Source organism: Buttiauxella warmboldiae (assembly GCF_003818135.1).
Lineage (GTDB): Bacteria > Pseudomonadota > Gammaproteobacteria > Enterobacterales > Enterobacteriaceae > Buttiauxella > Buttiauxella warmboldiae.
Map to the genome: position 1 here is coordinate 1 of NZ_RPOH01000033.1, position 21,320 is coordinate 21,320.

Sequence of the window (21,320 nt, forward strand, 5' to 3'; positions counted from 1 at the left end):
CGTGGTTTTTCCTTCTTTAACCATTGTGACCGGAAAAGTGATGCTCTATCTGTTAGGCTTTCTGATAGCGGTTATCGCCGGGTTCCTGTTTACGTGGTTTATGGGGTTTAACGATCCAGAGGAGTAAGGTTTGGTCACTCAGAGTGAGCGTCGGGTAGTCTTTTTCGATTTAGACGGTACGCTGCATCAGCAGGATATGTTTGGCAGCTTTTTGCGTTACCTGCTGCGCCATCAACCTCTCAATCTGTTCCTTGTCATTCCGCTTCTGCCGGTGATAGGTGGGGCGTTGCTGATTAAAGGGCGCGCCGCTCGCTGGCCGATGAGCCTGTTGCTGTGGGGCGCGACCTTTGGGCATAGCGAAACGCGCCTCAAGCAGCTTGAAGCTAATTTTGTGGCCTGGTTTCGTGGGCGAGTCACCGCCTTTCCGGTGGTTCAGCAGCGGCTTACCGACTATCTCACCAGCTCCGATGCCGATGTATGGCTTATCACCGGTTCACCACAGCCGCTGGTTCAGCAGGTCTATTTCGATACGCCGTGGCTGCCGAAAGTTAAGCTTATCGCCAGCCAAATTGAGCGTTCACACGGTGGGTGGGTACTCACCATGCGCTGCCTGGGGCATGAAAAAGTTTCGCAGCTGGAGCTGCAAATCGGCACCCCTTTGCAGCTCTACAGCGGGTATAGCGACAGCAATCAGGACAACCCGCTGCTCTATTTTTGCCAGCACCGCTGGCGCGTTACGCCACAGGGGCAGTTGCAACAGCTGGAGTAACCCTCTTTCTCATTAGAGGGCGGCCAGGTATAATGCGCGCCCGAATCTTGCCCGGAGAGTCTCTTGTCAGATAGTGAATTTACCCACGAGCACTGGATGCGCCACGCGCTAAGCCTCGCACGGCGAGCCTGGGAAGAAGGAGAAGTTCCGGTTGGTGCGGTATTGGTACATAACAACCAGGTCATTGGCGAAGGCTGGAACCGTCCTATTGGCCGCCACGATCCAACGGCGCACGCGGAAATTATGGCGCTGCGGCAGGGCGGAATGGTGTTGCAAAACTACCGTCTGCTGGAAACCACGCTGTATGTGACTCTCGAACCCTGCGTCATGTGCGCGGGAGCAATGGTGCATGGCCGTATCGGCAGCCTGGTCTTTGGCGCCCGGGATGCCAAAACCGGTGCGATTGGTTCTTTAATGGATGTGCTGGGCCACCCGGGTATGAATCACCAGGTGAGTGTCACTGAGGGCGTTTTGGCAGCAGAGTGCTCGGCAATGTTAAGCGATTTTTTCCGAGCACGTCGTCTGGAGAAAAAGGCCCTAAAGGAAAAGGCCCGTAGCCCGGAGTAGCCAGCTCCACGGGGGCCACTGCCGGATAAGCTGCGGCATATTTCTCTTCTTGCTCCACCTGCCTCTCTTTTTCGAGTAAATACCCGGCCAGGCTGATGTGATACTTACGAATATTTTCCACGTACGCATACGCCTCATGGCCGCGAGCGTAGCCGTAGGTCGTTTTGCTGTAATATGGTTTCAGGCTCAGCAGCGGCAGCCGCATTTTGACATCCGCCCAGCTATCCGGATTGCCTTTTTGTTTCGCCGTCAGTTGGCGGGCATCCAGCATATGGGCATAGCCCATGTTATATGCCGCCAGCGCAAACCAAATCCGCTCTTCTTCCGGCACACTTTCCGGCACTTTCGTCATCATATCTTTCAGATAACGACTCCCGCCTTCAATGCTTTGTTCCGGGTCCAGTCGGTCGGTTACGCCGAGACTTTGCGCCGTGTTTTTGGTGAGCATCATCAGGCCGCGCACCCCGGTGGGGGAGGTCGCCTGGCTATCCCAGTGGGACTCCTGATATGAAATCGCCGCCAGCAGCCGCCAGTCTATTTCAGTGGCATATTTTTCAAATAAGGGCTGCAGCTCAGGCAGGACAGAATCCACGGCTTTGAGGAATGTGCGGGTATCAACGTAATCAAAGTCGCCAACGTGGCCGAGATATTTCTCTTCCAGACGAGCAAAAGTCCCGTCGCCGTTGAGCTGGTTATAAAAGTCGAGCAGGGCCGCAGAAAGGCTGTCGTCGCTATCCAGCGCGCTAAACCAGGCCACGGGCTGCTCGTCTGTTACATCCAGCGCGACGGCAAGCTGCGGATGAACGCGCTGGAAGGTGCTGATTGCAACGGAATCCGCAATGGTGAAAGCAATCTTCCCGGCAACAACCTGCTGCAGTAGTTCCGTACTGCTGAGCTTTTCGTCGATATGCCAGCTTAAATCCGGGAACTTCTCTTCTTTAAGCTTTTTCAACGCATTTAAAGAGGATACGCCAGGAGAAAGCACCAGCTGGTTGGCTTTCACTCCGGCCAGCGTTTTAGGGCGCGGGCTACCCATGCGATAAACCATCTGCTGAGAAACGGAATAGTACGCCGGACCTGCCTGGTAGCGTTGGCTGCGCTGCGTGTTATACACCAGGCCTGCAGCAATCACATCGGCGTTGCCATTATCAATGTCATCAAACAGTTCCTGAATATTGGGGCGTACGGTAACTTTTAATTTCACCCCCAGGTAATGTGCAAACTGCTGGGCCAGCTCATAATCCAGGCCAATTTTTTTGCCCTGATAGTCGCTATAGGTCAAAGGCGATTGAATAGTACTGACGCGCAAAACCCCCCGCGCTTGAATGGCGGCGATACGGTTTTCGGCTTGTCCGAACCAGGGAATGGAGGGCCAGAGCGCCACTGCCAGCAACACGGTTACGGCACCGATAAGCAGATAATTAATCTTAAATCTTTTCAAACAGTTAATCTTCTGCGGGGCGTCGAGTCTTCGCTAACAACAGGCTGCAAAAAGAGAGGTTTAACAACAGGGTATGGCGCATTTTGCTTAACAAAACGCCACTGTGCAACATATTCAACATTTGCGGCTGATTTTTCGCCAGCCAAAACTAATGCGTTTATTTGCACGCAAACGGTTTCGTCGCGGCGGTGGATTCTCTATAATGGCGCCCGTTTTCCCCTTGCGCCCACTGAAGCGTCCCCCTGGCGTTTCGAAGACGAGAGATCTTTGATGATGGAAATTCTGCGTGGTTCGCCCGCTTTATCGGCATTTCGTATTAACAAATTACTGACCCGCTTTCATGACGCCAACCTTCCGGTCAACGACATTTATGCCGAGTATATTCACTTTGCCGATCTCGACGCGCCGTTAACGGCTGAAGAGCACGCCCGTCTGCAACGGTTGTTGAAATATGGTCCAACCCTTGCCGACCACGCCCCGACCGGCGACCTGATTCTGGTCACGCCGCGCCCTGGTACCATCTCACCCTGGTCCTCCAAAGCTACCGACATTGCCCATAACTGCGACCTGGCTAAAGTTAAGCGCCTGGAACGCGGCGTCGCGTATTACGTGACGGCAAACGCGCTGACGGACGCACAGCGCCAGCAAGTGGCTGCTTTGCTGCACGACCGCATGATGGAAAGCGTATTTGGCGCGCTCAATGACGCGCAGCAACTCTTCTCTCAACACCAGCCTGCCCCCGTGCAAAGCGTTGACCTGTTAACCCAGGGGCGCAATGCGTTGGTGGAAGCCAACATCCGTTTAGGACTGGCTTTAGCGGAAGACGAAATTGATTATTTGCAGGATGCGTTCACCAAACTGGGGCGCAACCCGAACGATATCGAGCTGTACATGTTCGCGCAGGCTAACTCCGAGCATTGCCGCCACAAAATTTTTAACGCCGACTGGATAATTGACGGCGTTGAGCAGCCTAAATCGCTGTTCAAAATGATTAAAAACACCTTCGAGAAAAACCCTGAGTACGTGTTATCGGCTTACAAAGATAACGCCGCCGTCATGGAAGGGTCGCAGGTAGGGCGCTTCTTTGCCGACCACGAAGCGGGGCGTTACGACTATCATCAGGAAGATGCGCATATCCTGATGAAGGTTGAAACTCATAATCACCCAACGGCTATCTCCCCGTGGCCAGGTGCTGCCACCGGCTCCGGTGGTGAAATTCGTGACGAAGGTGCAACAGGCCGCGGTGCGAAACCGAAAGCGGGCCTGGTCGGTTTCTCGGTTTCAAACCTGCGCATTCCGGGCTTTGAACAGCCGTGGGAAGAAGATTTCGGCAAGCCGGACCGCATTGTGACCGCGCTGGATATTATGACTGACGGCCCTCTGGGCGGCGCGGCATTTAACAACGAATTTGGTCGCCCGGCGCTGACCGGCTACTTCCGTACCTACGAAGAACAAGTTAACAGCCACAACGGCGTAGAACTGCGCGGCTATCACAAGCCGATCATGCTGGCGGGCGGTATCGGCAACATTCGTGCCGACCACGTTCAGAAAGGTGAAATCACCGTTGGCGCAAAACTGATTGTGCTCGGTGGCCCGGCCATGAATATCGGTCTGGGCGGTGGAGCCGCGTCTTCAATGGCCTCGGGCCAGTCTGATGCGGATCTGGATTTTGCTTCCGTCCAGCGCGACAACCCTGAAATGGAACGCCGTTGCCAGGAAGTGATCGACCGCTGCTGGCAACTGGGCGATGCCAACCCGATTCTGTTTATTCACGATGTGGGCGCCGGCGGGCTTTCTAACGCCATGCCGGAACTGGTGAGCGACGGCGGGCGCGGTGGCCGTTTCGAGCTGCGTGATATTCTCAACGACGAACCGGGTATGAGCCCGCTGGAAGTGTGGTGCAACGAGTCACAGGAACGTTACGTTCTGGCGGTTGCCCCAGACCAGCTGCCGCTGTTTGACGAGCTGTGCCGCCGCGAACGCGCGCCGTATGCCGTTATCGGTGAAGCGACCGAAGAAAAACACCTGACGCTCAACGACAGCCACTTCGACAACCGGCCAATTGATATGCCGCTGGACGTGTTGCTCGGAAAAACGCCGAAAATGGAACGCAACGTTGAAACCCTGAAAGCGAAGGGCGATGCGCTGGACACTCGCAATATCACCATCGCAGATGCGGTAAACCGTGTGCTGCATTTGCCGACCGTGGCTGAGAAAACGTTCCTTGTGACCATCGGCGACCGTTCTGTGACCGGCATGGTTGCGCGTGACCAGATGGTTGGGCCGTGGCAGATCCCGGTTGCTAACTGCGCGGTCACCACAGCAAGCCTTGATAGCTATTATGGCGAAGCGATGTCGCTTGGCGAACGTGCGCCGGTTGCTCTGCTGGACTTTGCCGCATCGGGCCGCCTGGCTGTTGGTGAAGCACTGACCAACATTGCCGCTACGCAAATTGGCGCGTTGAATCGCATTAAACTCTCGGCAAACTGGATGTCCGCTGCCGGTCACCCTGGTGAAGATGCTGGCCTTTACGAAGCGGTGAAGGCGGTTGGCGAAGAGCTTTGCCCGACGCTTGGCCTGACCATTCCAGTGGGCAAAGACTCGATGTCGATGAAAACCCGCTGGCAGGAAGGCAACGAACAGCGCGAAATGACGTCTCCGTTGTCGCTGGTGATCACCGCTTTTGCGCGCGTTGAAGATGTGCGCCGCACCGTTACGCCGCAGCTGCAAGTCGAAGATAACGCCCTGTTGCTGATCGATTTAGGTGCCGGTCACAATGCACTGGGCGCAACCGCGCTTTCTCAGGTTTACCGCCAGCTTGGCGACAAACCTGCTGACGTTCGCAGTGCCGAACAACTGAAAGGCTTCTTTAACGCGATTCAGGCGCTGGTGGCCGAACAGAAACTGCTGGCTTACCACGATCGTTCTGACGGTGGTCTGTTGGTCACGCTGGCAGAGATGGCATTTGCCGGCCACTGTGGCGTGGAAGCGGATATTGCCGCACTTGGCAAAGACCATCTGGCTGCACTCTTTAATGAAGAGTTAGGTGCAGTAATCCAGGTGAAAGCAGCCGATCGTGCAGCCGTTGAGAAAACGCTGGAAGACCACGGTCTTGCGGATTGCGTTCACTTCCTCGGCAAAGCCGTGGCGGGGGACCGTTTCACACTGACCGCCGATGGTCATGCGGTATTTAGTGAAAGCCGCACCACGCTGCGCATGTGGTGGGCAGAAACCACCTGGCAGATGCAGCGTCTGCGCGATAACCCGGAATGTGCCGATCAAGAACATGAAGCGAAAGCCAATGACAACGATCCTGGCCTGAACGTTAAACTGAGCTTTGATATTAAAGAAGATATCGCCGCACCGTTTATCGCCAAAGGCGCACGTCCGAAAGTGGCTGTACTGCGCGAGCAGGGCGTTAACTCCCACGTGGAAATGGCTGCGGCTTTCCACCGTGCGGGCTTTGACGCCATCGACGTTCATATGAGCGACTTGCTGGCTGGTCGCCGTGGTCTGGAAGAGTTCCAGGCTTTGGTGGCGTGTGGCGGCTTCTCTTACGGTGACGTACTGGGCGCGGGCGAAGGCTGGGCGAAGTCCATTCTCTTTAACTCACGCGTGCGTGATGAGTTCGAAGCCTTCTTCCACCGCCCGCAAACTCTGGCGCTGGGCGTGTGTAACGGCTGCCAGATGATGTCCAACCTGCGCGAGCTGGTTCCGGGCAGCGACCTGTGGCCGCGTTTTGTACGCAACCATTCCGATCGCTTTGAAGCGCGTTTCAGCCTGGTGGAGGTCACTTCCAGCCCGTCGCTGCTGCTGCAGGGGATGGTCGGTTCCCACATGCCAATCGCGGTTTCTCACGGTGAAGGGCATGTGGAAGTTCGCGATGCGGCGCATCTGGCGGCGCTGGAAAGCAAAGGCCTGGTGGCGCTGCGCTTTATCGACAACTTCGGCAAGGTGACGCAAGACTATCCGGCGAACCCGAACGGCTCACCAAATGGGATTACGGCGGTAACTAACGAAAGCGGGCGCGTCACCATCATGATGCCGCACCCTGAACGGGTGTTCCGTACCGTGAGCAACTCCTGGCATCCGGCAGAGTGGGGCGAAGATAGCCCGTGGATGCGTATTTTCCGTAACGCACGCAAGCAACTGGGTTAATCCTGCCTTATCCTGATTTCCCCGGGGAGAATGCTGAGTTCAGAGCAAGCCAACCCTATACAATCCCTTCACTCTGGTGAGGGGATTTTTTTGTCACCTCATCCCGACAGGAGAGATTTTGTGTGTCTCCAGATGGAGACATTTATTTCACTGATTTTAAAGGAAATTAAAATCATCAGTCATTGGTGTAGCTAATTAGCGACAGCGTGTGCAAAAAACACACAGCGTTTTTAACCATCATTACCATTAATAAACATAACAGAAACATTGATGTGCAAGAATGCTAGCAAACATGGCACATATAATGCATAATACTGCGCAGTGGCTCATTCACCTTCTTATGTCAGCCCCCGCAAGGGTTGTGCTACATAAACCATAGAATGATGCACTCAAGGTGCCTGCCGTCCGACTTTTGATTATTGCCAGTCTCGTACTGTTTTATCATGCTCCGGGCGACACGTTGAGTAAGGCACCGCCTAATTCCACAACAAAGGCAGAGAATATTCTCTGCCTTTGTTGTTTCTGCAGCACGCTTTCTGATTAATCAGACTTTAAACTCCAGCCGATCCCCGCTAGCATCGCATCATTGCGCCTCCCAATGAGATGAAGCTATTGACCCAGTGGCACTTTTTCCCGCGATCCCTACGTCAGCTCGTGATGGTGGCTTTTTTGCTGGTACTGGTTCCGCTACTGGTACTGGCATGGCAGGCCTGGCAAAGCCTGAATGCGCTGAGCGACCAGGCCGCGTTGACCAACCGCACTACGCTGGTGGATACACGCCGTAGCGAAGCCATGACCAACGTCGCGCTGGAGATGGAGCGTAGCTATCGTCAGTACTGCGTGCTTGATGATGCAACGCTTGCCACGCTCTATCAGGGGCAGCGAAAACGCTACATGCAAATGCTGGAAGCGCACTCCGGCGTCCTGCCCGATAACCACCTGTACACAGACTTAAACCGGTCGTTAAACGATCTTGCCGAAATTCAATGTAAAAACAGCGGGCCTGATACCGCTGCGGCCGCTCATCTGGAAACTTTCGCCACCCAAAATGCTGAAATGGTGCAGGCAACGCGCGCGGCGGTGTTTTCCCGTGGACAACAGCTGCAGCAGGAAATTGCCGAGCGCGGGCAGTTCTTCGGCTGGCAGGCGCTGGTGCTCTTCTTACTGAGTGTGGCGCTGGTGATTATTTTTACGCGTATGATTATCGGGCCGGTGAAAGGCATTGAACGCATGATCAACCTGCTTGGTGAGGGGCATTCGTTGGGTAATGCGGCGCTGTTTAAAGGGCCGCGCGAATTGCGTTCGGTGGGGCAGCGCATTGTCTGGCTTAGCGAGCGCCTCTCCTGGCTTGAATCTCAGCGCCATGAATTTTTACGTCACATTTCCCATGAGTTAAAAACCCCGCTCGCCAGTATGCGTGAAGGCACTGAATTACTTGCCGATCAGGTTGTCGGGCCATTAACCAGCGACCAAAAAGAGGTGGTGGAGATCCTCGATAACAGCAGTCGCCACCTGCAAAAATTGATTGAGCAGCTGCTCGATTACAACCGCAAACTGGCGGATGTCCCGCTGGAGATGGAAAAAGTGGAGCTGGCACCGCTCGCGGAGATGATTATCGCCGCTCACAGTTTGCCTGCACGGGCTAAAATGATGCGTACCGAGTGTCATTTAAGCCCGGTTGCCTGCCTGGCGGAACCCATGCTGTTAATGAGCGTGCTGGATAATCTCTACTCCAATGCGGTGCACTATGGGGCTGAATCCGGTACCATTTATCTACGAAGCGCGCAGGCGGGGAATACCCTACATATCGATGTTGGTAATACCGGGATGCCTATTCCGCCTGCGGAGCGCGAGATGATCTTTGAACCTTTTTATCAGGGGAGTCACCAGCGCAAAGGTGCGGTTAAAGGAAGCGGGCTGGGCCTGAGTATTGCCCAGGATTGTATCCGTCGCATGCATGGCGAATTGCATCTGATTGACGATGAAACGGCAGATGTTTGCTTCCGTATTGAGTTGCCTGTTTTTTCCGAGAACAAATAAAAAATGAAAGTGACTATTTTTCGCCCTTTGTCAGCATTGCTACTGCCCTTGCTGCTGGCGAGTTGTGTACAACATACGCAGCCCAAAGATGTTAAGCATCCGCTGCCGGTGGAAGAACCCGAACAGCAACTGGCTGACTACCTCTCTACCGATTGTGATGAGATCTGGCAAAACCAGCGTCACGACTCGATGAGTAATCCGCTGTACTGGCTACGGGCGATGGACTGCGCCGAACGTTTAGCGCCAGCCCAGGCTCGAGCCCAGGCGAAACGCTGGCCGTCAGCTAGCTGGGGTGACACCTTTAAGCGCGGCATCCTGTTGGCGAATGCCAAAATTACCCCAACCGAGCGCCGCCGCTACATGGTGAAGCTGGACGCAATGACCGCAGAGGTACCTTCGCAGGTGCGCTCGCTATTCCAGGTCTGGCGCGATGGGCAAGCTTCTTTGTTGGCGCTGTCTGACGAACGCACGCGCTACAGCAAACTACAGCAGGCGTCAGACAACGAGCTGGATACGCTACGTGAACAGCAGCAAAGACTCAGAAGCCAGCTCAGCCTGACCACCCGAAAACTGGAAAACCTGACCGATATTGAACGCCAGCTTTCCAGCCGCAAACCTGCGAACGCAGAATTGCCGGACAACACCAAACCCGCGCCGGAGGCGAAACCATGACCCAACGCACACCCGCAAGATTACTGCTGGTTGACGACGATCCTGGCCTGCTGAAACTCCTCGGTATGCGCCTGAGCAGCGAAGGTTACATCGTCTCAACCGCGCAGAGCGGAGCCGAAGGGTTGCGCCTGCTAGGCCGCGAAAAAATCGACCTGGCGATCAGCGATCTGCGGATGGACGAAATGGATGGCATGGCGTTATTTGCCGAAATCCAGAAAGCGCAGCCGGGGATGCCGGTCATCATTCTTACCGCCCACGGATCTATTCCTGACGCGGTGGCCGCTACGCAGCAGGGCGTGTTCAGCTTCCTGACCAAACCGGTGGATAAAGATGCGCTCTATAAGGCGATTGATGATGCCCTGGAGCACACCGTTACCGCGGGTGATGAGCTGTGGCGCGATACTATCGTTACCCGTAGCCCGGTGATGCTGCGCCTGTTGGATCAGGCGCGTATGGTGGCGCAGTCGGATGTCAGCGTATTGATTAACGGGCAAAGCGGCACCGGCAAAGAGATCCTTGCCCAGGCGATCCACAATGCCAGCCCGCGCAGCAAAAAAGCCTTTATCGCTATTAACTGCGGTGCGTTACCGGAACAGCTGTTGGAATCCGAACTGTTTGGCCATGCGCGCGGCGCCTTTACCGGCGCGGTCAGCAGCAGGGAAGGGTTGTTCCAGGCCGCGGAAGGCGGAACGCTATTCCTTGATGAAATTGGCGACATGCCGATTCCTTTGCAGGTCAAACTGCTGCGCGTGTTGCAGGAGCGCAAGGTGCGCCCGCTAGGCAGCAACCGCGACCTGGATATCGACGTGCGTATTCTTTCGGCCACTCACCGTGATTTACCCAAAGCCATGGAGCGCGGCGAGTTTCGCGAAGACTTGTTCTACCGTCTGAACGTGGTGAGCCTGAAACTCCCTGCCTTGCAGGAGCGCGCAGAAGACGTGCCTCTGCTGGCGAATCATCTGCTACGCCAGTCGGCCGACCGCCATAAGCCTTTTGTGCGCAGCTTTTCAAGCGACGCCATGAAGCGCCTGATGGCCGCAAGCTGGCCTGGCAACGTGCGCCAGTTGGTCAACGTGATTGAACAATGTGTGGCGCTGACCTCGGCCCCGGTTATCAGCGAGGCGCTGGTTCAGCAGGCGCTGGAGGGCGAGAATACGGCGCTGCCGACCTTTGTTGAGGCGCGTAATCAGTTTGAGCTGAACTACCTGCGCAAACTGCTGCAAATGACCAAAGGAAATGTGACTCAGGCGGCGCGGATCGCCGGGCGTAACCGTACAGAATTCTACAAATTACTCTCACGGCATGAGCTCGATGCCAATGACTTTAAAGAGTAGTCTGTGGTAGGTTGGGCAATCGATGAAGTGGGGGATGACAGAGAAAACTATGAAAAAAATTGATGCGATTATTAAACCGTTCAAGCTGGATGACGTGCGCGAAGCGCTGGCAGAAGTAGGTATCACCGGCATGACGGTCACCGAAGTGAAAGGTTTTGGGCGTCAGAAAGGGCATACCGAACTGTACCGTGGCGCTGAGTACATGGTGGATTTCCTGCCAAAAGTAAAAATTGAAATTGTCGTCACTGACGATATCGTGGACACCTGCGTGGACACCATTATCCGTACCGCGCAAACCGGTAAAATCGGCGACGGTAAAATCTTTGTCTTTGACGTTGCCCGCGTGGTGCGTATCCGTACCGGCGAAGAAGACGACGCCGCGATTTAATTTTTACCCCTTCATCCCGCCCTTCTTCCTCAGGGAGAAGGGCGGGATGAAGGTTGTTTTAAAATCACATCACTTTATGCGGGCCAAAACATTCATAGTTGATTCGGTCTTGCTCAACGCCCAACTTCACTAACTGCTCTGCCGCAAAACGCATAAAACTCACCGGCCCACACAGGTAAAACTGCATCTCCGGCGTGCTGATTTTGCTCTCTAATGCCAGCAAATCCATCAAACCTTCGCGATCAAATTTTGCCTGCGCACGGCAGTTTTCACCCGGTATGCGATACCACACGTGGCTTTCAAAGCGTGGTAATTGTGCGCCCAGCTGATTAACTTCATCGGCAAACGCATGCACCTCGCTATGGTCTGCTGCGTGCAGCCAGTTCACCTGGGCTGTATGTTTGGTTTTCGCCAGCGTATCCAGCATCGCTAACATCGGGGTCTGACCCACGCCCGCTGAAATCAGCGTTACCGGAGTCTGGGGGCTGACATCCATAAAGAAATCACCGGCCGGTGCAGCCAGATGCACTTCATCGCCCACTTGCGCGTGATTATGCAGCCAGCTTGAAACCTGGCCCAAATCTTCCCGCTTAACCGCAATGCGATAGGTTTTACCATCAGGTTTACGTGTCAGAGAGTACTGGCGAATTTCCTGGTGCGGGAAACCCTCAGGCTTGAGCCACACGCCAAGATATTGGCCAGGCTGATAATCGGCGACCGCTTTGCCATCAACAGGCTCAAACTCAAAACTGGTGATAAGCGAACTCTGCGGCTGTTTTGTCACAATGCGGAATGCGCGAGTGCCTTCCCAACCGCCATTTTTCGCTGCATTGTCCTGATAGATTTCCGCTTCGCGATGAATAAACACGCCTGCCAGCACGCCGTAGGCTTTGCCCCACGCATCCAGCACTTGCTGGCCCGGACTGAACATTTCGTCCAGCGTCGCTAATAAATGGCCGCCGACAATGTCGTACTGCTCAGGTTTGATCTGGAAGCTGGTGTGCTTCTGGGCGATTTTTTCTACCGCAGGCAACAATACCGCCAGATTTTCAATATTAGCGGCATACGCACAGATGGCGTTGAACAGCGCTTCACGCTGATCGCCATTGCGCTGGTTGCTCATATTAAAAATCTCTTTCAACTCGGGGTTATGGCTAAACATACGATCGTAAAAATGAGCGGTAAGTTTGGGGCCGGTGGCGGCAAGCAGGGGAATGGTGGATTTCACGACAGCAATAGTTTGCGCATCAAGCATGATTAGCTCCATATGATTAGCAGGTAAAATAAATGTTGTATTTTGTATGCATCTTATAAGACGCGCTGCCGAAAAAAAAGCGCTTCATGGTAAATGGAGAGTGAATGGTGATGATGAGATTCACATAACATGAAATTTCTGCACGTTGATGATGAATTTATATCCGTTGAAAGGCTCGGAAAATTTTGCCTGTAAACCCTTGCAGGACGCGCAGCCAATCGTTTGCGTAAAAACCTCTGTCAAGACCTATCACGCAGCACTATTTCGGTTTACACTGTTGCCCGTCGCTAAAAACCCCATAGGTTATGCGATAAAATTTTACTGTTAGCTGAGTCAGGAGATGCGGATGTTAAAGCGTGAAATGAATATTGCCGATTATGATGCCCCACTGTGGCAGGCTATGGAGCAAGAAAAAGTACGTCAGGAAGAGCACATTGAACTGATCGCCTCCGAAAACTACACCAGCCCGCGCGTGATGCAGGCTCAGGGTTCTCAGTTAACCAATAAATACGCGGAAGGCTACCCGGGCAAACGCTACTACGGCGGCTGTGAATATGTCGACGTGGTTGAGCAACTGGCTATTGACCGTGCAAAAGAGCTGTTTGGCGCTGATTACGCTAACGTGCAGCCGCACTCTGGTTCACAGGCTAACTTCGCGGTATACACCACGCTGCTGCAGCCTGGCGACACCGTTCTGGGGATGAACCTGGCACACGGCGGCCACCTGACTCACGGTTCCCCGGTAAACTTCTCCGGTAAGCTGTACAACATCGTTCCTTACGGTATCGATGAAACGGGTCATATCGACTACGCAGATCTGGAAAAACAGGCGAAAGAGCACAAACCGAAAATGATCATCGGTGGCTTCTCTGCTTATTCCGGCGTGGTTGACTGGGCAAAAATGCGTGAAATCGCAGATATGGTTGGCGCCTATCTGTTCGTGGATATGGCGCACGTTGCGGGTCTTATCGCCGCAGGCGTTTACCCGAACCCGGTTCCACATGCGCACGTTGTCACCACCACTACGCACAAAACGCTGGCTGGCCCGCGCGGTGGTTTGATCCTTGCGAAAGGCGGCAGCGAAGAGCTGTATAAGAAACTGAACTCCGCCGTCTTCCCGGGTGCGCAGGGTGGGCCGCTGATGCACGTTATCGCGGGTAAAGCTGTTGCGCTGAAAGAAGCAATGGAACCCGAGTTCAGAACTTACCAGCAGCAAGTGGCTAAAAACGCAAAAGCGATGGTTTCTGTGTTCCTGGACCGTGGTTACAAAGTGGTGTCTGGTGGTACTGATAACCACCTGTTCCTGCTGGATCTGGTGGATAAAAACCTGACCGGTAAAGAAGCAGATGCTGCTCTGGGTCGCGCCAACATCACCGTGAACAAAAACAGCGTGCCAAACGATCCGAAGAGCCCGTTTGTGACTTCCGGTATCCGTATCGGTACGCCAGCGGTCACTCGCCGTGGCTTCACAGAAGCGGACGTTCGTGAACTGGCCGGCTGGATGTGCGATGTGTTGGATAGCATCAACGACGAAGCGGTTATTGAACGTACTAAGCAGAAGGTTCTGGATATCTGCGCGCGTCTTCCGGTTTACGCGTAATCTCGCCTAATAGTGAAAACCCCGGCTCGCCGGGGTTTGATATCGCTGACAAAGAAGGAAAAAGCGTAGTTTTTGCTTCTTTGTGGTTATCAGCTGAAAATCAATAAATTGATTTCCCTTGTTTTTTTATAGCCAAATCACACCAGGCTTAACGACTCTTCGGCGTACAAATAGCCAATTCCCATCACCTGCTGCGGCCGGCTTAACCGCCCGAAGCTGATTTGTGTTGCATTCGATTTGAGTGAGTCACCGTGATCAAACGGGTTAAACCCAATTTGCTTGTCGATGGTCGCAAGCCAGCTTTCGCCAAATCCGCAGCTTCTGCCGTAAAATAAAATCTGATTGATATTCAAGATATTGAGAAAATTATACAGGCTTAGTCCGATGGCATTAGCGGAATTTTCAACCCAGCGGCGAACCTGTTCATCGCCTTCATGCCATGCGGCAATTAACTGCTTTGATGTGATAGATTCCGGGTCGAATTTAGGTGAACTCGGTTGCGATTTTAACCAAATGCGGGCCTGCTTTTTTAACGCAGTTAACGAGGCAACTGTTTCAAGGCAGCCATAACGCCCGCAGTCACATGCCATACCGTCGGGATTGACAATCGTGTGGCCAATTTGTCCACTGCCATACAGGCTGCCGCGATAAATTTGTCCGTTAATCACAAATGATGAGCCGATACCGTAATCGACGTTTATCACGCAGAAATCCTGGCGATTCATTGGGTTCTGCCACTTCTCCGCCAGGGCCAACATCACGCAGTCGTTATCCACCCTGACGGTTACGCCGAGCTTTTCTTCCAGCAGATATTTAATTTCTACCGGTTCACGCCACGGCGCTTGCGGCATAGTTTGTGACACGCCCGTTACCGGATCGACCTGCCCATGAATGCCCAGTGCCAGGTTGATTGTTTTTTTCGGCCTGATTTTGCTCTGGTTTCGCCAGATACTTTCAATTGCAGCAAGTAAAGCCTGTGGTGTGGAAGCGTTCACATGAAGACGTTCAAATTCCCCCTGTGGTGACAGCTGCGCGTCGCACAGCTGGCTCTCAATACTGGTGGGCGTTACATTCATGCAAAGAATAAAGTCACCATCCGGCGGAATGTGGTAACTGCCGCTATTAATCCCACGTTGACTCAGGTTTTCGCTGGAATGGCTTAGTTTTCCATCATGCACCAGCTCTTCAAGGATCTTGCTCACCGCCGGAATCGACAGCCCGGTGTGCTGAGAAAATTGTGATTTACTGAGCCGTTTATGCTGCCACACCAGCCTGATAAAAGTCTGACGATTGAGCTGCCGCACGCGTTGGTTGTTCAGCCCTGAATCATACATTTCACTAAACTCCGTTAACTTTATTGTGTGAGCATTAAGCGTTCTGAGGTGGAATGAGTTCTCTACACTGCAAACATAACGTATTTCACTGTTGTTTGTTTACTGGAGAAACGAAATGTACGGAGCCGTTAACGTCTGGCAAGAGACGATTGCGTTACCCACCTGGACGACCGGTGCGGAGGACCCGAATCCCATGTTTCTGGAAAACCGTGTCTACCAGGGGTCTTCCGGTGCGGTTTATCCCTACGGCGTCATCGACACGCTCACCGGCAAGCAGGAGATGCGCGACTACCACGCCGTGTGGATTGAAAACGACTTTATTCGCGTGATGCTGCTGCCGGAATTGGGCGGGCGTATTCACCGCGCCTATGACAAAGTGATGGAGCGCGATTTTGTTTACTACAACGAAGTGGTGAAACCGGCGCTGGTGGGATTGGTCGGGCCGTGGATTTCCGGCGGTATCGAATTTAACTGGCCGCAGCACCATCGCCCAACCACCTTTATGCCAGTGGATGTCACTTTCCAGAAGCATGACAGCGGTGCGCAAACCGTCTGGCTTGGCGAAGTGGAACCGATGCGCGGCTTGCAGGTCATGACCGGATTTACGCTCTACCCGGAAAAAGCGCTGATTGAAATCACCGGCAAAGTGTTCAACGGCAACGCCACGCCGCGCCATTTTCTGTGGTGGGCGAATCCGGCAGTCAAAGGCGGCGACGATCACCAAAGCGTATTCCCCCCTGATGTTACCGCAGTATTCGATCACGGCAAACGTGATGTTTCCGCCTTCCCGATTGCCCACGGCACTTACTACAAAGTCGACTATTCCGCAGGCGTCGATATCTCTCGCTACAAAAACATCCCGGTGCCAACGTCATATATGGCGGATAAATCAGAATATGATTTTGTCGGCGCTTACCATCACGGCGAGCAGGGCGGTTTGCTGCATATTGCCGATCACCATGTCTCACCGGGCAAGAAACAATGGACGTGGGGAAATTGTGATTTCGGCCAGGCATGGGACCGCAATCTGACCGACGAAAATGGCCCGTACATCGAACTTATGACCGGCGTATTTACCGATAACCAGCCGGATTTCACCTGGCTTGCCCCTTACGAAGAAAAAGTCTTTGTGCAGAATTTCCTGCCATACAGCCAGTTGGGCACTTTGCAAAATGCCAACACTCAGGCGGTGGTGAAACTTGAGCGCCATAACGGTGAACTACACCTCGGACTCTATGCCATCGCGCCGTTGCCAGACGCTACGTTAGAAATTGAATCAGCGGGTAAAACATTGTGGAAAACTGGGCTTTCCCTGCAACCCGCGCAGGCGTGGCAGGAAGCTATCAGCGACCGCTGGCCGCAGCGCCTGACGCTGAATCTGCGTGATGCGCAGGGCAAACTCATTCTCAGCTACTGCGAGCATGTTCCGGAAGATTTACCTCTGCCGCAGCCTGCAAGTGCTCCGGCTAAACCGCAGGACATCAGCAATTGTGACGAGTTGTATTTTATCGGCCAGCATCTCGAGCAGTATCTGCACGCCAGCCGTTCAGCGTTTGATTATTACCAACGAGCGCTGGCGCTGGACCCGGAGGATTACCGTTGTAACGTGGCATTAGGTCAGCTCGAGCTGAACCGGGGAAACTGGGCGCTTGCCGAACAGTACGCCGACGCCGCGCTGAAACGTGCGCACCGTCTGAACAAAAATCCGCAAAACGGTGATGCCAGCATGTTGCGTGGGGCGGCAAAAGAGAGGCAGGACGACTGCGCCGGGGCTTTTGACGATTACTTTAAAGCGAGCTGGAGTGGCAATTGCCGTGATGCCGCATTTTACGCGCTTGCTCGCCTGGCGCTGCGCAAAGATGAAGCCGTGCAGGCGCTGGCATTTGTGAATCAAAGCCTGAAATTCAATGCCAGCAATAATCTGGCAATGGGGCTAAAAGCACTGGTGCTGCAGCAAACTGGCGCATCACAACAGGCATTGGATTGGGTTGCGCAGCAGCTCAAGGAATACCCGCTAAGTTATGTTCTGCACTATGCCCGCTGGGCGATCACGCAAAGCGAAACTGACCGGGCTGAACTGGTGCGTATCACCGGGCAACGTGGTGTGAATGCCAGCGTGCTGGCTGGATGGTTAGTGAGTTTAGGCCGGGAGTCGGCGGCAAAAGAGCTGCTGCGCGTTCTGGACTCACAAGAGGCAATGCCGCTTCTGTGGCGCGCGGCACTGGAAACCGACCACGCACAGCAACATGCTTTTGTGCAGCAGGCGCAGAATAATTTTGCCCGCAAAGTTCTCTTCCCGAACACGCTGGACGAAGTGCAAATGCTACAGCGTTTGCCGCACGCTGGTTTTGCGCGATATCTGCTGGGCTGTTTCTGGTACAGCAAACGCCGTTATCAGGAAGCGGTCGTCTGCTGGCAGTTTACCGCACAGCAGCTTCCTGAATTCGCTGCTGTTCAGCGCGTGATGGGGATCCATGCCTGGAATAAAAAACACGATGCCCAACTGGCGGAGCAGTATCTGCAACGAGCCGTGGATCTGGAGCCGGACAATGCACGTTTCCTGTTCGAACTCGATTATCTACAAAAACTCAATGGCCGTTCTACCGAACAGCGATTGGCTTACCTTACCGCTCGCCGCGAGGTGGTGCTGAAACGTGATGACCTGACCGCTGAATTGCTCAGCCTGTGGAATATTCACGGTGAAACTGATGCCGCCGCGCAGGTTCTGGCACAACGAAAGTTTCACCCGTGGGAAGGTGGAGAAGGGAAAGTCACCGGGCAGTATCTGATTAACCTGCAGCGCCGGGCGCTGGCGTGTATTGCCGATAAACACTTTGGCAAAGCGGAGGCGTTACTTCAGCAAGCGCTCAGCTACCCGGAAAACCTCGGTGAAGGGCGCTTAGTCGGCCAGAGCGATAACGATATCTGGTATCTGCTTGGCTGGTGTGCGCAACAGCTGCAACAGCCGGAACGTGCGCAGCAGTATTTCGAACGCGCTCTTGCAGGTGGCTCCACTCTGGAGGCCGGGCGTTACTACAACGATCAGCCTGTCGATTACCTGTTCTATCAAGCGATGGCGCAGGCACGTCTGGGTGACAACACGCAGGCACAGCAGCAATTCCGCAGCTTTATCGCCTGGGCTGATACGCACTTGAATGACCTCTCTGAACCCGATTTCTTTGCCGTCTCCCTGCCCGATTTGGTCGCGCTTGATGCCGATCGTCAATCAGTACATCGGCAGCACTGTCTGTTTGTCGCAGCGCTTGGGCATCTGGGGCTTGGGGAAATCAGCGAATTTGAAGCAGCACTGAAAACCCTGTTGTCACAAAACCCGGCTCATGACAAAGCGCACCTGCTGCAGCTGGCAATGCAGCGCGGCGTGTTTGCCTGAGCGTTGAAATAACAATAAACGGCGGGAGATAAATCCCGCTCCTCTGCATCTCTACAGGATTTTAACGAGGAAACATGATGAACACTGCACAGACACAATTACGTATGGGGTATGTCTGGACAATCTGTCTGGTCGCAGCCTGCGGAGGTTTGCTGTTTGGTTATGACTGGGTGGTTATTGGGGGGGCGAAACCGTTCTACGAAGCTTACTTCTCGATTACCGATCCCGCCCAATCTGGTTGGGCGATGAGCTCTGCGCTGGTTGGTTGTATTTTCGGCGCGTTAATTTCTGGCTGGTGTGCCGATAAATTTGGGCGTAAAACGCCGCTGATTCTGTCGGCGATTTTGTTTACCGCATCGGCCTGGGGCACAGCCATGGCCAGCAACTTCGACATGTTTGTGGTGTTTCGCATCGTCGGCGGGGTAGGGATTGGCCTCGCATCAGCGCTCAGCCCAATGTATATCGCGGAAGTCAGCCCCGCGGAAAAGCGCGGTAAGTTTGTTGCTATCAACCAGCTCACTATTGTGATTGGGGTCCTGGCGGCACAGCTTATCAACCTGCTGATTGCCGAACCTGTAACCAGTACAGCGACAATGCAGGAGATCACTCAAACCTGGAACGGGCAGGTTGGCTGGCGCTGGATGTTTGGCGCGGAGCTGGTTCCGGCGCTGGCGTTTTTAGTGTTGATGTTTTTTGTGCCGGAATCACCGCGCTGGCTGGCGCGTGCCGGTAAAAATGAACGCGCTCACCAGATGCTGAAACGTATTGGTAACCAGAAATATGCAGACGATACGCTGAATGACATTCTGCAAACGCTGAGTAAAGACGCACAAAAAGTCTCCTGGGGCGCGCTGTGGCAGCCGCAGGTCAAGCCAATCGTTATTATTGGGATGGTGCTGGCCGTGTTCCAGCAGTGGTGCGGGATTAATGTGATCTTTAACTATGCGCAGGAGATCTTCGCCTCCGCCGGGTTTGATATCAACAGCACGCTGAAATCAATTGTCGCAACCGGTTTGGTCAACCTTATCTTTACCCTCGCAGCGCTGCCGCTGGTGGACAAAATTGGTCGCCGTAAACTGATGCTGTTTGGTGCCGCAGGCCTGACGATCATCTATGCATTAATTGGCGCGGCTTACGGGCTTGGTATTATGGGGCTGCCGGTGTTGATTCTGGTTCTGGCGGCGATTGCGATTTACGCCCTGACGCTGGCACCGGTTACCTGGGTTCTGCTGTCTGAAATTTTCCCGAACCGCGTGCGTGGACTTGCGATGTCTTTGGGCACTCTGGCACTCTGGGTGGCTTGTTTCTTGTTGACCTACACTTTCCCGTTATTGAATGCAGGACTGGGCGCGGCGGGGAGCTTCCTGCTGTATGGTGTGATTTGTGCGGCCGGTTTTGTCTACATACGCCATTATGTGCCGGAAACCAAAGGCGTGAGCCTGGAAGCGCTGGAAAAACGTATGGCGGAGCAACATGGTGCTGCGGCAAAAGCGCGTGCTGAAAGAGTGGTGCATTAAGCGATGGAAGAGCTGACGCTTGAAAACGAATATTTACGCTTAATCGTCGCCCCGCAAGGGGCGGCAATTCTTCATCTGGATTCGCTTACCCATCAACAACCCGTTCTGTATGCTGGCGAGAAGGCGCTGTTTCCCATGTTACCGCTGGCTAATCGCGTGGCGGGAAATGCTTTTCAGCTACAGGGTGAAACCGTCGAATTACCAAAAAGTCCGGCGGATTCGCAGTTTTTCCTGCATGGCGACGGCTGGCTGAAAACCTGGCTGGTTGAAAGTTATGATCTTCACAAAACCGTGCTGACGCTAAACAGCCAGCATGATTGCGGGTTTGATTATCATGCAAAGCTGACTTATCGCCTGCAAGGGCCGCGCTTGATTGCCGAACTGGTTTTGACCCACCGGGGAAGTCAGCCAATGGTCTATGGTCTGGGTTTTCATCCTTTTTTCCCTCTCACGCCTTCCACGCGCGTACAGTTTGGCGCAACCGGTTTCTGGCCGGAGGGGGAAAACCATTTACCGACCCCGTGGCGTGGAGAGCTAACGCCGCAAGCCAATTTCATCAATGCAAAAAAACCGGACAACCAGTGGCTGAACGTTGGGTATTCCGGCTGGAGTGGAACGGCGCGAGTTGAGAGCGACGATATGTGCATACAGCTTATTTGCCCCACGCCATACTTAATGGTCTTTCGCCCGCAAGATGGGTCCTTTATCTGTCTTGAGCCACAAACTCACCCGGTGAACGCTCATAATATTGCCGGGCAGCCCGGGCTGGTTCTATTGCGGCGTGAGGAGTTAACGAGCCTGAAAATGGAGATTGTGGTTTTGTCGCGTGATGATAAAACCACGTAATTATTGCA

General features: G+C 53.9%; 14 protein-coding genes and 1 pseudogene. 12 read left to right on the top strand and 3 right to left on the bottom strand.

Going from position 1 to position 21,320, the window contains the following annotated elements:
• The 3 genes and pseudogenes from EHN07_RS09365 to tadA form a co-directional block, all read left to right on the top strand.
• Nucleotides 1-127 (top strand): annotated as a pseudogene (locus EHN07_RS09365) (PTS transporter subunit EIIC); the annotation flags it as partial.
• A 3-nt stretch (nt 128-130) separates the two neighbouring features.
• Entirely contained in the window at nt 131-769 is a 639-nt protein-coding gene (gene yfhb / locus EHN07_RS09370; RefSeq protein WP_124023904.1) for a phosphatidylglycerophosphatase C, read from the top strand.
• A gap of 63 nt (nt 770-832) precedes the next feature.
• On the top strand, nt 833-1,336 hold the full coding sequence (gene tadA, locus EHN07_RS09375; RefSeq protein WP_124023905.1) for a tRNA adenosine(34) deaminase TadA: 504 nt from the start codon (nt 833-835) through the stop codon (nt 1,334-1,336).
• Here tadA and mltF read toward each other — a convergent pair.
• On the bottom strand, nt 1,227-2,777 hold the full coding sequence (mltF, locus tag EHN07_RS09380) for a membrane-bound lytic murein transglycosylase MltF (protein WP_124023906.1): 1,551 nt from the start codon (nt 2,775-2,777) through the stop codon (nt 1,227-1,229). The two genes, tadA and mltF, sit on opposite strands and share 110 nt — an antisense overlap.
• A gap of 270 nt (nt 2,778-3,047) precedes the next feature.
• Here mltF and purL point away from each other — a divergent pair, with 270 nt between their 5' ends.
• The 5 genes from purL to glnB all read left to right on the top strand — a co-directional run bounded on the left by purL (nt 3,048) and on the right by glnB (nt 11,369).
• Nucleotides 3,048-6,935: a phosphoribosylformylglycinamidine synthase gene (gene purL / locus EHN07_RS09385; RefSeq protein ID WP_124023907.1), complete on the top strand. Its 3,888-nt coding sequence runs from the start codon at nt 3,048-3,050 to the stop codon at nt 6,933-6,935.
• 603 nt (nt 6,936-7,538) lie between these two features.
• A complete protein-coding gene (locus EHN07_RS09390) occupies nt 7,539-8,975 on the top strand; it encodes a sensor histidine kinase (RefSeq protein ID WP_124023908.1) in 1,437 nt (478 codons plus the stop codon).
• 3 nt (nt 8,976-8,978) lie between these two features.
• Nucleotides 8,979-9,647 (top strand): two-component system QseEF-associated lipoprotein QseG, encoded by a 669-nt coding sequence (gene qseG, locus EHN07_RS09395; protein ID WP_124023909.1) that lies wholly within the window; start codon nt 8,979-8,981, stop codon nt 9,645-9,647.
• The gene (gene glrR, locus EHN07_RS09400) at nt 9,644-10,981 is read left to right on the top strand and encodes a two-component system response regulator GlrR (RefSeq protein WP_124023910.1); all 1,338 of its coding nucleotides are present in this window, start codon (nt 9,644-9,646) and stop codon (nt 10,979-10,981) included. Before qseG ends, glrR begins: the two co-directional genes overlap by 4 nt.
• Before the next feature lie 49 nt (nt 10,982-11,030).
• Nucleotides 11,031-11,369, top strand: a complete 339-nt coding sequence (gene glnB / locus EHN07_RS09405; RefSeq protein ID WP_002438074.1) for a nitrogen regulatory protein P-II — start codon at nt 11,031-11,033, stop codon at nt 11,367-11,369.
• 64 nt (nt 11,370-11,433) lie between these two features.
• On the opposite strand, the gene hmpA is transcribed toward glnB, so the two are convergent.
• The gene (hmpA, locus tag EHN07_RS09410) at nt 11,434-12,624 is read right to left on the bottom strand and encodes an NO-inducible flavohemoprotein (RefSeq protein ID WP_124023911.1); all 1,191 of its coding nucleotides are present in this window, start codon (nt 12,622-12,624) and stop codon (nt 11,434-11,436) included.
• A gap of 346 nt (nt 12,625-12,970) precedes the next feature.
• Here hmpA and glyA point away from each other — a divergent pair, with 346 nt between their 5' ends.
• Nucleotides 12,971-14,224 carry a serine hydroxymethyltransferase gene (gene glyA, locus EHN07_RS09415; RefSeq protein WP_124023912.1) on the top strand — a complete coding sequence of 418 codons (1,254 nt, stop codon included), beginning with the start codon at nt 12,971-12,973 and terminating at the stop codon, nt 14,222-14,224.
• Nucleotides 14,225-14,361: 137 nt separating this feature from the next.
• On the opposite strand, the gene EHN07_RS09420 is transcribed toward glyA, so the two are convergent.
• Nucleotides 14,362-15,558 (bottom strand): ROK family protein, encoded by a 1,197-nt coding sequence (locus tag EHN07_RS09420; protein ID WP_124023913.1) that lies wholly within the window; start codon nt 15,556-15,558, stop codon nt 14,362-14,364.
• 115 nt (nt 15,559-15,673) lie between these two features.
• Here EHN07_RS09420 and EHN07_RS09425 point away from each other — a divergent pair, with 115 nt between their 5' ends.
• The 3 genes from EHN07_RS09425 (at nt 15,674) to EHN07_RS09435 (ending at nt 21,312) form a co-directional block, all read left to right on the top strand.
• Entirely contained in the window at nt 15,674-18,949 is a 3,276-nt protein-coding gene (locus EHN07_RS09425; RefSeq protein ID WP_124023914.1) for a DUF5107 domain-containing protein, read from the top strand.
• Between the two features lie 77 nt (nt 18,950-19,026).
• A complete protein-coding gene (locus EHN07_RS09430; protein WP_124023951.1) occupies nt 19,027-20,466 on the top strand; it encodes a sugar porter family MFS transporter in 1,440 nt (479 codons plus the stop codon).
• Between the two features lie 3 nt (nt 20,467-20,469).
• Entirely contained in the window at nt 20,470-21,312 is an 843-nt protein-coding gene (locus EHN07_RS09435; protein ID WP_124023915.1) for an aldose 1-epimerase, read from the top strand.
• The last annotated feature ends 8 nt before the right edge of the window (nt 21,313-21,320 follow it).